Source organism: Bacillus sp. AY18-3, assembly GCF_008042305.1.
In the GTDB taxonomy this organism is placed as follows: Bacteria; Bacillota; Bacilli; order Bacillales; family Bacillaceae_G; genus Bacillus_A; species Bacillus_A wiedmannii.
Map to the genome: position 1 here is coordinate 160577 of NZ_QKQR01000030.1, position 13406 is coordinate 173982.

The 13406-nt window shown below is 33.8% G+C and carries 16 protein-coding genes; all 16 read right to left on the minus strand.

The annotated features are described in order from the left end of the window. Positions 1 to 14 precede the first annotated feature (14 nt). The 16 genes from DM800_RS23530 to DM800_RS23605 all read right to left on the minus strand — a co-directional run bounded on the left by DM800_RS23530 (position 15) and on the right by DM800_RS23605 (position 13217). Positions 15 to 770: an ABC transporter ATP-binding protein gene (locus DM800_RS23530; RefSeq protein ID WP_147787700.1), complete on the minus strand. Its 756-nt coding sequence runs from the start codon at positions 768 to 770 to the stop codon at positions 15 to 17. Positions 771 to 941: 171 nt separating this feature from the next. Continuing rightward, a complete protein-coding gene (locus DM800_RS23535; RefSeq protein WP_147787701.1) occupies positions 942 to 1466 on the minus strand; it encodes a ribonuclease FAU-1 family protein in 525 nt (174 codons plus the stop codon). Between the two features lie 166 nt (positions 1467 to 1632). Then, complete coding sequence (locus tag DM800_RS23540) at positions 1633 to 2688, minus strand: hypothetical protein (RefSeq protein WP_147787702.1); 1056 nt, start codon at positions 2686 to 2688, stop codon at positions 1633 to 1635. A gap of 12 nt (positions 2689 to 2700) precedes the next feature. Further along, the gene (locus DM800_RS23545) at positions 2701 to 3174 is read right to left on the minus strand and encodes a tetratricopeptide repeat protein (protein WP_137036125.1); all 474 of its coding nucleotides are present in this window, start codon (positions 3172 to 3174) and stop codon (positions 2701 to 2703) included. A 137-nt stretch (positions 3175 to 3311) separates the two neighbouring features. Continuing rightward, the gene (locus DM800_RS23550; protein WP_048566190.1) at positions 3312 to 4001 is read right to left on the minus strand and encodes a phosphopantothenoylcysteine decarboxylase domain-containing protein; all 690 of its coding nucleotides are present in this window, start codon (positions 3999 to 4001) and stop codon (positions 3312 to 3314) included. Between the two features lie 12 nt (positions 4002 to 4013). Further along, on the minus strand, positions 4014 to 4814 hold the full coding sequence (aacC, locus tag DM800_RS23555) for a BA2930 family N-acetyltransferase (protein ID WP_131233603.1): 801 nt from the start codon (positions 4812 to 4814) through the stop codon (positions 4014 to 4016). A gap of 324 nt (positions 4815 to 5138) precedes the next feature. After that, a complete protein-coding gene (locus tag DM800_RS23560) occupies positions 5139 to 6386 on the minus strand; it encodes a glutathionylspermidine synthase family protein (protein ID WP_147787703.1) in 1248 nt (415 codons plus the stop codon). 20 nt (positions 6387 to 6406) lie between these two features. Beyond that, on the minus strand, positions 6407 to 7018 hold the full coding sequence (locus DM800_RS23565; RefSeq protein ID WP_147787704.1) for a hypothetical protein: 612 nt from the start codon (positions 7016 to 7018) through the stop codon (positions 6407 to 6409). 189 nt (positions 7019 to 7207) lie between these two features. Beyond that, entirely contained in the window at positions 7208 to 8398 is a 1191-nt protein-coding gene (locus DM800_RS23570; protein WP_147787705.1) for a DUF418 domain-containing protein, read from the minus strand. Positions 8399 to 8707: 309 nt separating this feature from the next. Beyond that, positions 8708 to 9118: a GNAT family N-acetyltransferase gene (locus tag DM800_RS23575; protein WP_147787706.1), complete on the minus strand. Its 411-nt coding sequence runs from the start codon at positions 9116 to 9118 to the stop codon at positions 8708 to 8710. Between the two features lie 56 nt (positions 9119 to 9174). Next, a complete protein-coding gene (locus DM800_RS23580) occupies positions 9175 to 10113 on the minus strand; it encodes a DMT family transporter (protein WP_087980770.1) in 939 nt (312 codons plus the stop codon). 69 nt (positions 10114 to 10182) lie between these two features. Beyond that, positions 10183 to 10704: a DinB family protein gene (locus tag DM800_RS23585; protein WP_147787707.1), complete on the minus strand. Its 522-nt coding sequence runs from the start codon at positions 10702 to 10704 to the stop codon at positions 10183 to 10185. Between the two features lie 15 nt (positions 10705 to 10719). Continuing rightward, positions 10720 to 11220, minus strand: a complete 501-nt coding sequence (locus tag DM800_RS23590) for a GNAT family N-acetyltransferase (protein WP_097908584.1) — start codon at positions 11218 to 11220, stop codon at positions 10720 to 10722. Between the two features lie 34 nt (positions 11221 to 11254). Then, positions 11255 to 11800: a GNAT family N-acetyltransferase gene (locus DM800_RS23595; RefSeq protein WP_147787708.1), complete on the minus strand. Its 546-nt coding sequence runs from the start codon at positions 11798 to 11800 to the stop codon at positions 11255 to 11257. A gap of 15 nt (positions 11801 to 11815) precedes the next feature. Then, positions 11816 to 12517, minus strand: coding sequence for a nucleotidyltransferase domain-containing protein (locus DM800_RS23600; RefSeq protein ID WP_147787709.1), 702 nt, complete (start codon positions 12515 to 12517; stop codon positions 11816 to 11818). 16 nt (positions 12518 to 12533) lie between these two features. Beyond that, positions 12534 to 13217, minus strand: a complete 684-nt coding sequence (locus DM800_RS23605) for a DNA alkylation repair protein (protein WP_147787710.1) — start codon at positions 13215 to 13217, stop codon at positions 12534 to 12536. Between the last annotated feature and the right edge of the window lie 189 nt (positions 13218 to 13406).

Here is a 13406-nt window from a genome sequence, read left to right on the forward strand (position 1 = left end):
TACTCACTCTTTCCCTATATACTTGTTTGAATTAGTCCCCCGTGTTCAAACTGCTGTAATACTTTCTTTCGCATTTTTTGGAATGACTCCGAAGTTTTACTACGTGGATAAGGTAAATTATTTTCAATCACTTTATGTATTTTTCCAGGCTTTGCACTCATGATGACAATTCGGTTCGAAAGATATATTGCTTCGTCTATATCATGTGTAACGAATATCATTGTTGTCTTTTTTTGTTCCCAAATGTTGAGCAGTACTTCTTGCAAATGACTTCGGGTAAATGCATCCAGTGCTCCAAATGGTTCATCAAGCAATAATACATTTGGATCCCTTAGCAAAGCTCTCGCAATCGCAACACGTTGTGACATCCCGCCTGAAATTTCTTTTGGATATGATTTTTCAAAACCATCCAATCGAACGATTTCAACCCATTCCTTTACCTTGTCTTTTACATACTTATCTTTTAACGACAGATCTGCAGCAACATTTTCTTCAACTGTTAACCACGGAAATAAACGATGTTCTTGAAAAATAAAACCTTGTTTTTTACTCGGTTTTACAATTTGCTCTCCATCGATGATAACTTCACCTTCAAATTCGTTATCTAACCCCGCAACAATTTTCAAAAGCGTACTTTTCCCACAACCACTCGGTCCGATTACAGTGACAAAATCACCTTTCTCTAATTGAAAATTAATATCTTCTAATACTTGAACCGTACCAGTTTGTTTCGAAAAATATTTTGATACCCCATCAATTGAAACAGTCACTTCTTCCCCTCCTTGAAATGATTCATTTAAATGAATAGATTCAGCATTTGTATAATAAAAAAACCAAAGGCATTTTATCAATAGATAAAATGCCTTTGGTTTCTCCAATCAGCAATACGTTATAGAATTAACTACATATTATACAAATATTTCCGATAAGTCAACTAGGTTTTAATGAACGATATTTATTTTTTTATAAAGAGTAGCAGTTTCTGAAATGATTTTTGGAAGTGACTCTTGAATTGTGTTTTTGACTGTATGAAGAGCCTTTTCTACATACCCGTCTTCAAATTGTTCTAACGACTCAGGTAATTCATCCTCATCCAATATAAAAAATTCTCCACTTGGAAGTATCATAATATCAAGGATTAAATCTTCAAAGGATACCACTTCATCCGTTATACATGTATTCTTTACAATATTAAAATACGAACCTAGATACCCCCCATCCTGATCTCTCCAAACGTATAAATTATATGGAAGATTTACCCAGTAGTATGCAACTGTATAACTTCCTTTCGGGATCGTTAACTTCGTATCGTTCGCTGCCATTGTAAAAGAATACTGTACTTCATGATATAAAATAATTTTGTCCTGCTGCGCTTCTATTAGTAAACAAGCATGATCTATGGTTGTACCATCATATCGGATTTTTCTTTCAATAATTTCAATGTCTGACGTACATAAGCAACTCATTTTTTTATTTCCCCTTTTATTTTAGTTCTTTCATTATATCCCTTTATATTTCCACTAAGAAAGCGTTCAGTCAATTTGTTTCTTGTTTTTAAAGATAAAATCCATATAATCTCATTTTCTACTACACAAAAAAGTCCCTTCTAAATTAGAAGGAACTCCAATAGCATTATTCATGTTTCAACTTCTCCGTAACCATATCATAAAATTTCCGTTCCTCATCAACATTTAAGTGAACACGACTTACTGTTTTAGAAAATCCATATAACAATTGTGCTTTCACTGGCTCTTTTAGCGTTATTTCAAATGTTGGAGGTTCCTTTATAAATTCCATCACAGTTGCGTCAAGAACCTCTTTCTCTTCTTCTTTCTTTAAAGGTTTGCCTTTATAAAACGCAATTTTATCAATTTGTGTAAATGGTATAACAATTTTCTTTCCTAATCCGATTTGAATGATTACTCGTTCTTCTGTAACAATAATTGGATTTTTACGCATTGCTTGTATTTCAGCTAAAAAATAAAACATTGCGTATGCGTTTAAAATAAGTAAAATCCATGCTACTACTGGATTCCATTGATGAAGTAAATAATGAAAACCAATACTTTCTATTATGGTCGCATGAATGATCATGATATATACACCTATTGCACCGGTCTTTTTGTGATATGAGTATACGGATTCACCTTCCGGTACTTTTATATGCCACGATAAAAATGCATAATAGATTAACTTACACTCTGTTACAATAATATCTACTAATTTATTTCTTTTCATAGTAGCATCAAACGCTGCATCAATCGCATAAGAAAATGAAGAATATTCTCTTCTATATTCTTTATATCTTTTGATTGTATTAGGAAGCACTTTAACGATTTTATACAACAGGAATAGTTCTAGACCTACAAAAGCAATTTCTCCCGCAACTATAATATAAGAAACGTTTGAAAAAGCTTGTAAATAGTCACTTGGAATAATAAATCTCGCAAATATATATCCAGCTATTACGACAGGAAATATATACGTTAGCGAGTATCTTTTTTGAATAATAAAGAAATATGTAATAATCGGAATTACAAACATACAATCTAACAAAGAACCAAGCACTACTTCTTTCGGAGCGGCTGGTACAATCGGAAGGGCATACAATAAATAGTTTGATAATAAGATGAAAGATACGAGTCCAATCCAAATGCCTTTTCGCCTTCGTGATAGTGTGGCATTCATACGTTCACTCCTCTATTTAAAAACCTCGTTTAAATGATCTTTATAAAATGTAATCGCACGTTCAAATTCTTTAACTTCGTCTACTTTTATAACCGTTTCAAGTAATAATTTCATCGCGGATTCATGATCGTTAACGTTATATTTTGCTAATGATAAAAATACTTTTATCACGTCATTATCCGGAAACTGCTGCAAACCTGTTTCTAAAACTGTAATTGCTTTGTCATACTCACCTATACAACGATATGTACTTCCAAGACCGATATATGCACCGCAAAGTGACTCACCATCAAGACCATTTGCAATTGCCTGTTCATAATACGGCACAGCGTCTGTTTCAAGTCCCATTACATCATGTATCCAGGCACATTGAAAAAGCACTTCTGCATCCCGCGTAAAATTGGTTAACCCCATTAGTATCTCTCTAGATTGCGCATATTTCTTTTCATTTCTTAGTTTAATCGCTTGCTTTAATAAATGTTCCATAGAATCCACTCCTCACCAATTATTTTATGTATCCATCTTGAATGGTTAACGTTTGTGTAAAAGTAAAATTCCCATAAATTAAAGTTTCGCTTGCCTATATATACTATGCGGATTCACTCTTATCCAAATACTTAAAATTATAAAGCAGTAATGTGATTACATAGTACCTCTAACCTTTTGACAATTTCTTTCGCCGTTTCATCTTTCCCATTACATAACTTCCCTTTACCGTCCTGTCCAATTACGTAGTGCACCGCTCCACGTGAATATAAAGAATGTGGTGAATTTGCAATCATTACATTTGCCTTAGATTCTTTCATTCTATTTTTCGCTCTTTCAAACAATTCTTCTTCATTTACATCACTTTCAAGTTTAAAGCCAACGAGTACGGTTTCTGGATCCCACTCTTTTATTTGCTTTAATACTTTTGGAGCCTTTTGAAAATGAATAATTGGCGCTATATCACTTGAAATTTTCCCATTCATATTAAGAACATTACCATCTTGATCACAAATCTTGTCTACAACCCAATCTGATCCAGCCGCTGCCATAATGACCGCATCGACTTTTTCATGTGTAATTATACTTTTCATTTTATCTTGTAAATCAACAATTCCTTCAAATGGGTGTAATTCTAATTGATTGTTTACATCGTTCGGTTTCTCAGCGAAATAACCGTGTAAATATATAACATGTGCTCCTTTACTTATAAACTCTTCAGCGATTATTCTACCAATTGTTCCTTTTGCCATATTCGTATGACCACGCACTTGATCCCATTTTTCTAAACAACCACCACTCGTAATTAATACCTTTTTCCCCTTCATTGTAACCATCCCTTACTGATTTTTCTTACGAAACCATTCTGTTCCAAAGTCAACTATATCTCGTTGCTTCATAAGACGGCACGTTGCATTTCCTATTTTTCCATTTGTTACAGTTCCTTTTCGCTCAAACTCTACACCGATTTCTACAAACTTATCAGAATCGTAATCCATATCAACAAACTCTTTCCATACTCTTGCACCATTCTCTATAATTGGTGCCCCTACTTTTATTAACTCACATGCACCAGTACGTACTTCAGATAAATGTACAGACGTATTGGAATCATATCCAACACCAATTAATAATATGTATCCATCTAAATCGTATATTTTTCTTAATGGAGATTCCTCTCCTAAACTCATTGATAGCGACTGATTCATCGTTATTTCTTCCGCATGTTTTCCCCATGCAGCAAAACTTCCTAATGGATGGTTGCTACGTACTACATTCGGATATGTACGAAAACATTCAACTACTTTTCCCATTGCCCTTGTTGGTGTTATATGTGGCTCAAACGCCGGGACGTTATCTCGAATAATTTGCCACCATTCTTCAGGTACAGGTGGTCTTGACCAATGTTTCGGATCAGATAAATCCGAAGATTGAGTTGGCATAATAATTGTTCCCTCTTCCGTAATAACTTTCATTAACGCCTCTACTACCGCAACGGCTCCGCCAGATACCCAGCCAATAGAACTGAGCGAAGAATGCACAATAACCGTCATTCCTTTTTCTAACCCTAATTCTCTTAAATCATTTGTAATTGTTTTGATTGTATTTGGCAATTGTGTACTTGCCACTATGTCATTCATTTTCACGATTGTTCCCCCATTTTTTAAAACTAATACATACATATATTATCATATTTTTCTTAATTTTTAACTTAATCATTTCTGTCACTTCAAAAAAAGGTTATAAATTCACATGCATAATAATCAAATGACAATATATCGATCTCAAATAATAATAGCAGATAAATAAAAAAACTTTATTCTCTTTTCTACTATTTGAACTAATTTGCTTAATTACATACGTTTTTTCAGTATGAAGAAAAATAAAAGTGATACGTCAAAACAATACAAACACTATATATAAACGAAAGAGCCCATCACAACTGATAAGCTCTTCCGTTTCATTTACCCTTCAATTGTAACCCCTGTAAACATCGATAAGTTTCCCGTTATTTTCTCGCCTACACGTAAAAATAACCCTGCGGCTCTCCCGCTAATACAGTGTGAACCAATTAATAGTTTACCAGTATACGGACCATCCCATGTGTCAATTGTATAGTCAGGCATTTCTATGTATTGCTGATATATTTTCCGTTGTTCAAAGTAATACTTCGTTTTATCTTCAGCCAATAGTTCATCATTTTCGTATATAGATACTCCTCCGCCTTCACGGCCGTATAAAGGTTTAGAAACATATAATTCATTTCTTTCTATAAACGGTTTATTTGTAAAATATGTTGGTAAGAAGTAGTTCTGAATGATTTCTCGCTCTTCTTTCTCAAAGAAAACTCCCTCTTCGAACAGTTGCCAAATTAATGCGAGTACACTTTTATTTTGCATAAGAAAAGCAGCAGGTGGATTAATAATTTTCACTCTTCCTTGCGCTATATGATCTAAAAGCTGAAGTCCAATTCTTTTCCCATTTTTATCGGTATCTGAAACTAAATATTCAATTGGATATAGTCTATATAAATAATGGATTCGTTCGCCACTTGGCGTATATATACCATCATCTGTAACGACGATATCTTGTATTCCTATATAGTCTGTTGATTGATCTAAGCAATAGCTTCTTAAAAATTGAACTGTTTGATGATCTTCATCGTGCCAATCATAACTAGTAAAATATATCGTCTCTTCAGGACCTATATTATAGTCATGTTTAATTTGTTCCCACGCCTGCACAATATGCTCTTCTATATGATTTGGGTGATTCACGTCGTGATAACGGCATAACACTTCATTTGCGACAGACGGCTCTAAATAACCTGTTGGTGTGTCACAATTTACTTCTATTAACTTTATATCTTCACCATTTACGATAAAGTCAAACCTTGTAAAATATGAAAACAAACCAATATGTTTCATTCTCGCAATTTCCCACGTTTCAGCTGGAAATCCTAGTTTTTGAAAATCTTCTGTTGTATTGACAATATATTGATACGTTCTATATAACACGTACATAACTTCCTCTGTCGCTTTTGAAATAGCAGTATAAGTTTTTACTGGCATACGATACATACCTGTTGCCATATATTGATTCCATTCTTCATTTTCTAATAGACTCGGCCATGTAAAACCATTCCGACCAGCCTCTTCCGCAAGTGAAAACCATACTTTCATATACTCTTTCTGCTCTTGTTCTGTATACATGATCCTATTATCCTTTCGTGTTATGATCCGGCTGGCGCTTTTGCGTTTCCAATTCCACTTGAACCAGAATTCACTTTCGGCGTTTGAGTAGTAGATGATTTCGGCGTATTTGTATCTGGCGTCACCTTATTTGAGGAATTGGGCTGTTGTTTGTTTAAATCTACTTTATTGGAAGAATTATTGTTGTTACTGTTAGTTCCACCGTAGTATCCTCCACCACCGCTGCCACCAGTTCTACTTTGGTCTTTTTCACGATATGGAATAATATTATTTGCATACGTTTTTTTCATTACATTGGGTTTTGCTGAATAATTCATATTTGAAGTTCTGCTTGCTAATAAATATCCCGCTACGAATGGCAGTATCGGTAAATGTGAGTTTTCATTATACGATGAAAACGATGGATTAATTTCCTTGCATAACTCATCATTTTCTACATTTTCATTGGTAGGAGTTTTATCATCACAATGTAAAGTTTCTTGTTCATTTCCTTGTTTTTCACCATCCGTTTTAACAGCAGTACTTTCTTGTTGAGCAGTATCTTCTTCATAATCGCCACATCCAGTTAATAAAAAAGATGATACCCCTATTGAAGTAGCAATTTTTATAAATTTACTTTTATCCATTCTCATGTGTTATACACCTAATTTCTTTTATCTATATTTTTCCAGATACCTTTATTATATAATGTAAATCTTACTTTTTTCAAACTATACCTTAGATGCACATTTGCATATTTTATGCTTTTTATTCCATGAATAAAAACAAACTATCATTAGATTATAATTTTATTTATAGACTATAATAAATTGAAAGACGACCTAATACCTGGGTCGTCTTTCAATTGTTTTATTTTTATATATTAAACGTCTCAATAAAATCTCTAATGGTCCATTCAGATTGTTTTTCTCCATTATTGTAGCTAATATGACAGACAATATCCAAATACTTATAGCTATCAATGCAGCAAGAGCGTTACTTACATGCCCTCCTAAATCAAATGCTACAGGTGATAAAAGTATAACAAGCAGTGCCTCATTCAAAACAAAAAATGTTAATGAGCGCTTTCCCAAAGCAATTAATGAAAGGCTAAAGTACCCTAGATTTTTCAATCTACTCCCTATTATACCGAAACCCGTTGCATATGCTAATCCTCCAACAATTCCAGTTAAAATATGGATTCCATTTATCATTCCAGCTGTAAATACACTTGGATACCATAAAGTCCCTATAAAAGATAGAGGCAAAGCACCTATTAAGGAAATTGCTAATCCTATAATTGTTATATAATATAATTTTTTCAAATTTTGCTCTGGTTTTATTAATAACTGATATCTAGCAATCCACAAACCAAGAATTACCGAAGGAAGAATTGGGAACATAAAATGGATGAGAACAGGTATAACAGGAAAGAAAAGTAATCGTAACATTGTAGTACTTAGATACGTGTCTTTTGCTGAAACATCTGGTGAAAAACCGTAATCGCCTATTGCTTGCATATTAAATCCCCATATTATTGGGATAAAAATGATATACAATATAGTGATAATCGTAAATGTTCGAATTAATGTTTTCATTTTACACTTTAATAGCGGGCTAACAAGAAGCCCGGCTATACCATAGGCCATAAGAATATCTTGTCCTCCAATTAATACTGCTAACACAACCCCAAACAGTATTAAATACCAAGAGCGTCTTCTTACTATTTTTACAGCATGATTTTCATTTTTCCCTTTTGATATCTGCCCTTCGAGTGCTAGAACCAAACCGTAGCCTAATAATACGGCAAACATCGCTCTTGCACGGTTATCAATTATGAATATACCAAAAAGGTTTACAATTTGATCAAAGAAACTTCCGCTTTCCACCCTATGCATAATTCCAGGATCTGCAGCATACAAGTAAAGCGGTGCATGGGCAAGTACGATTAATAGTAACATAGTACCTCTTGCTAAATCTAATGAGACTGCACGCTTCTTCTCAATTGTTACATTATTTATTGATTTACTCATATTTTACTTCCTTCCTTAGCATCAACTAACCATTCCGACCTTTCTTACATTTTTGTCAAAAACTAATAACTAGTTGCTATTAAAATTAAAACAAATAAAGTGAAACTTTAAGCAGTGGCGGTTTCGTTCATCACCCACTAATTATTATTCCGTACCAATCGGGCTTTTACGAGCTTCAGGGCTTCCACCTAGCTTCCTTACTCCAGCCAAATTTTGAGGTGGGAGTTTTACTGTCCACAAATAGCAGGATACATATAAAACGAACTATTTCTTCAAATCCTATTCCGGATATTATATTCTAAGATGATTTTAATATGTTTTATTTTTAAAATACACATGAAATCTTTCAATCCCCGGATATCTTTCTCCTAAACTTTTAACCTGAAAACCAATTTTTTCATAAAATTCTACTGCCTCATTGTCTGTCTCTGCTTCTATATAAGTTAATTGAAGCATTTTTACTACTTCTTTTATCATTTGCAACGCAATTCCTTTATTACGATATTGTGGAGCGACTGCTATGTGACATATTCTCGCTTTATTTGCTCCGATTATTTCAATACCTATACAAGCCTCTTCTTCATATCTGTACAAAGTCCCTTTATTACTCTCATAATATAAAACTGCTTTCTTTAAGCTAGTTTCACTTGGCCCGACTGCATACCGTAACACATTTAAAATTGGATCTTTCACAATTTGTTCCACGCGTTGCAAATTCATTTCTACATTCCTTTCCATGAAAAAAGATTAGCTCTTTCTATAAAGAGCTAATCTCATTACGCTGTTATTTTTTCTTCTTTTTTCACAACGACCGCTACATAACTATGTAGTATCATTCCGACAATAACAAGACTCATTCCGATCCAAGATAAAGATGACGGAATTGGCGCAGATAGTAAGATAAGCTCTCCTACTAGCGCAAATAAAACTTCACCGGACTGTGTTGCTTCTACTGTTGCTAGTTTTTGTGGATCATCTTTTACAAGATCTGTCGCAAAGAAGAATAGTACTGTCGCGATTAAACCAGAACTAACTGCTACAATAAAACATTGGAAAACTTGGCTACTTGACGGTAATCCGCCTGTTGATACTTCATAACCAGATAGTAAAAACCAAAATGGTAAACTTGCTAATGTCATACCGAGAACTCGCTGGAATACATCTAATTCGCCTTTACAAACTTGCATCATTTTTCGATTTCCAAGAGGATACGCAAACGCTGCAATAAGTACAGGAACTACACATAAAACGGTTTCTCGAATTCCTAATGAAGAAGCATGTTCTACTTGCATGAGTACAACACCGCATAAAATAACCCCAGACATAACTAATTCCTTTATTGGAAGTTTTTTATGTAATGGATCTACTGCAAAAAATGGTGTTAACAAAATTCCTGCGACAATCGTAATTTGCCAAGTTGATGCAACAAGCCAACCAGGTCCAAAAGCTCCGGCAAAACTAAGTGGTGCATAGAAGAGACCAAATCCAACGATACTCCACACTAACCATTCTTTCGGATTATTTTTCATATATTGAAAGAGTTGCTTTAAGTTCCCTCTATACATGACAATAAGTAAAAGCATTGGAACCATAAAGTAGTACCGTAATGAAGCACTCCAAATCCAGCTTCCACCTTCTAAGTCCATCGCCCGGTTTAAAACAAAGGTAAAGGCAAAGAAAAATGATGCCAATATCCCTACTGCAATAGCTTTCATTATAAAACCCCTTGTTTAGTTTCTTCTTATACTATACAACAAATTAAATATAATTAAAATTCGAAATCTTTATCTCGCATCTATTCTAGCTCTATATAGTTTTCTTAACTGACTAATATGAGCTTGATGGTACCGATTATGATCGGCTATATGCCATATTCCCCACCTTATAGTCGCAGTTTCTCCCTTCTCATAAAAAACTTCCCTTGTTAAATCATTTTCTGTTAGTTTCATACACTCCTCATAAAACATATGTTGCACCGCTTCATAATCTTGCATTAATTCTTGTAATTTATACTTTCTTAAACTAGGCAATCCTCCCATTTCATTCAACATTGGTCCATATTTATTTTCAAGTGTCGGTGGAACTTCCTCTCCTTTTAAACGGTACACCCAGTGTAAATCGACTATTGCTAAATGCTGAAGTAGTTGCCTAATACTATTTTCATTATTTTCTGACCTTTTGAAGGACAGTTCTTTCACATCAGTACCTTCTACTAACTTTTGCAATCGTTTAAATGTATCAGTAACCGTCGCATACAAAATCGCTACTTGCGGGTTCATATTTTTTTCTAAATGGAGATCTTTCATACTAAACTCCCTCTATTAAAAGAACAAGACCATATGTTCATCATCACTATACACACCATTCATCTTTATAGCTCTCTTTTCAATCCCATACGTTTTAAAGCCCATTGATTCATACAATTTTTTTGCTGGTTCGTTTGTAGATACAACACCTAAGTTCAATTGTTCTAAGCTCATTTCTCTTGCTCTTTCAATTCCCTTTCGTATTAACTCACGTGCAAGACCACTTCTTCGATTGCTTGCATCTACATACATCGCAACGATATGACCTTTATGTTTATACGCCTCTTTCTCTTCTGTTAGTAAAGTAACCACTCCAACTAATTGATTCTTTTCATTAAAAGCACCGAATGTACAGCTAGTAGTAGCTGTTAAATTATTTTCCACTCGCTTAATTGGATTTTCTTGACGAATCGCCTCTTCATAAGTTGTTACAAATGCCTCTGGATTTACTTGTAATGCCTGTAAACGTAACTCCCAATATTGTTTTGCATCTTCTTTCGTAAGTAATCGAATCATATTTCTCCAGCCCCTTTAAGTTAACATAATATTTTTATAAACTACTATCTATAGATTCGTATTCTTCTCTTAACATACTATAACGATAACGATGAATGAACTTTCCTTGACGTAATCGATCATTTCTCATTAATCCTTCACAAACAAAACCAGCCTTTTCATAACTCTTTCTAGCTTGAAAATTATCTTCATCTACACGTAGCCAAACTTTTTCTAATTCAAATTCAATGAATGCCAGATGTAACATACTATATAAACCTGCTAATCCATATCCTTTACCCCAATACTCTTTATTACCAATTGCGATTCCCAGTTCTGCATTTTTATTTGTTTTATCAAAGTTTTTAAGATCTACCCATCCAATATGTATGCCGTTTTCTGTAGTGATAGCTCTTTGTTCATAACCATTTTTTCGATTTATACATGCTTCAATCCACTTTTTCGTATCTTCACGAGTGAACGGTGGATATTGATCCGGTACAACTAAATGATTTGTCACTTCTTTATCTAATGACCATTGATATCGCTCTTCTACATCATCTAGTGTCAGTTCTCTTAATTGAACGATTGGTACATTCATTATGCTATCCCCTTTTTATTTTCCTATAGAAAACCCTTCGAACATTCTTCCTCCATACTGTTCTAGCGTTTTTTCTACAAAAGTAATTAAGTTTCTTTTCTCACCCGTTGTATAAAAATGATCGAACGCCTCTACAAATTGATCTGCGTAATGTTCATCATATTTTCTAAGTACCCTTATAAACCATTTTGAACTTCCAAGCCATTTCCCATTTACTCTTAATATATATTCATGTAATAAATCAGCTAATAAATTCGCGATAAACAATTCTTCTTCTCTTTTTGATGCACCAATAAAATCGTCCAAAGTATCCGTAATAAAATACCGTTTTTGCTTCATCATTTCTTCAGTCCATTTAGCTGGCCCTTTATTTAGTAAATCATTTGCTTCTCTTTTTAATTTCTCAACAATTTCATTTTCTCCTTTTAATACAATACCCTCTGAAACTAATTGTGGTAACGAAGGTCTCCCTCGGTCACAATCCATTTTAAAAAAGGTTTTACACGTTTCAAAATTATGTACAAACACTTCAACAGGCCATCCATTACTATAGAAAGATTCTCTAAAACAAGACGGTAAATTTTGATCAACTATAACAATGTCAAGATCAGATGTTTTTGTCGCTTCTCCTCTTACAACGCTTCCTCCCAGTAAAGCTACATCACAATTCGGAAATTGTGATGTAATTATGCTTTGTGCTGCTTCCATTGGTTTCATAACCGTTCCCCTTTTCTTATTTCACTTTCTTTTTTTCAGCTCTTTCTCTCGCCTTTTGTATATACGGTTCTGCGTCTGGTGTTTTGCATGACGTTGCCCCGTAATCAACTTGTACTTTCCCAATTTCACGTGCAATTTCAATCGCTTTTCTCTCAAAGTCTTCATTACGAATTCCTATCGCGATTAAAGCACTATTCATCGCTTCTTTTTTTCTATTTTTTTCATTATGTATATTTGCTTTAATCTCTTCTAGATACGGAGTGAAGAATTCATCATGTAACGTTTTATTTTTAATCGCTATATTTGCTAATAGAGACCATCCTGCTCTTCCAATCCATTCATCATCAGACTTTGTCCATTCTTCCATTCTTTCTATCGCGATTGGCGACGTACAAATAGCCGTCATCAAAACGTCCATTAAACAATAATAATCAACTTCCTGTACCCATTTGTTTAGCTGTTCTGTCGTAACTTGCTTTGGTTCTAAAATCATTGTTGCTAAAGTCATTGCATCCATATTTTTTGTTTTCCATAATGAAATTGCTAAATCATGATCTTTTTTTATCTTCTTTTTTAACAATTTTAAATTGGCAAAACTAACTCCGAATAGTGGCTCTTTCGCTCCGTGGTTTTTATACGTTTTACGATTTTGTTCTGTTCCATATTTCTCTAGTTGCTGCATTACTTCTTCAAGTAACATATGCCCACCTCTTTATCTTTTATGTTGACTTCATATATGTATGTACGATATATTCTACATTACTTTTTGGTTTTCCTATATTTATTTCTTTAAATACGATATGTGAAATTTTAAAGTTTCTACAGATAACTAACACAACCACGAAAAACCTGTACATTTTACATATACAGGTTTTCATTTCATCAATTT

What these genes read in the sequence shown, in the direction of transcription:
- DM800_RS23580 (WP_087980770.1), bottom strand. Translation starts at nt 10,113, where the DNA reads ATGAAAGCTATTGCAGTAGGGATATTGGCATCATTTTTCTTTGCCTTT.
- DM800_RS23565 (WP_147787704.1), bottom strand. Translation starts at nt 7,018, where the DNA reads ATGAGAATGGATAAAAGTAAATTTATAAAAATTGCTACTTCAATAGGG.
- DM800_RS23600 (WP_147787709.1), bottom strand. Translation starts at nt 12,517, where the DNA reads ATGAAACCAATGGAAGCAGCACAAAGCATAATTACATCACAATTTCCG.
- DM800_RS23595 (WP_147787708.1), bottom strand. Translation starts at nt 11,800, where the DNA reads ATGAATGTACCAATCGTTCAATTAAGAGAACTGACACTAGATGATGTA.
- DM800_RS23540 (WP_147787702.1), bottom strand. Translation starts at nt 2,688, where the DNA reads ATGAATGCCACACTATCACGAAGGCGAAAAGGCATTTGGATTGGACTC.
- DM800_RS23550 (WP_048566190.1), bottom strand. Translation starts at nt 4,001, where the DNA reads ATGAAGGGGAAAAAGGTATTAATTACGAGTGGTGGTTGTTTAGAAAAA.
- DM800_RS23590 (WP_097908584.1), bottom strand. Translation starts at nt 11,220, where the DNA reads ATGATTCGATTACTTACGAAAGAAGATGCAAAACAATATTGGGAGTTA.
- DM800_RS23570 (WP_147787705.1), bottom strand. Translation starts at nt 8,398, where the DNA reads ATGAGTAAATCAATAAATAATGTAACAATTGAGAAGAAGCGTGCAGTC.
- DM800_RS23575 (WP_147787706.1), bottom strand. Translation starts at nt 9,118, where the DNA reads ATGAATTTGCAACGCGTGGAACAAATTGTGAAAGATCCAATTTTAAAT.
- aacC (WP_131233603.1), bottom strand. Translation starts at nt 4,814, where the DNA reads ATGAATGACATAGTGGCAAGTACACAATTGCCAAATACAATCAAAACA.
- DM800_RS23605 (WP_147787710.1), bottom strand. Translation starts at nt 13,217, where the DNA reads ATGTTACTTGAAGAAGTAATGCAGCAACTAGAGAAATATGGAACAGAA.
- DM800_RS23535 (WP_147787701.1), bottom strand. Translation starts at nt 1,466, where the DNA reads ATGAGTTGCTTATGTACGTCAGACATTGAAATTATTGAAAGAAAAATC.
- DM800_RS23560 (WP_147787703.1), bottom strand. Translation starts at nt 6,386, where the DNA reads ATGTATACAGAACAAGAGCAGAAAGAGTATATGAAAGTATGGTTTTCA.
- DM800_RS23585 (WP_147787707.1), bottom strand. Translation starts at nt 10,704, where the DNA reads ATGAAAGATCTCCATTTAGAAAAAAATATGAACCCGCAAGTAGCGATT.
- DM800_RS23545 (WP_137036125.1), bottom strand. Translation starts at nt 3,174, where the DNA reads ATGGAACATTTATTAAAGCAAGCGATTAAACTAAGAAATGAAAAGAAA.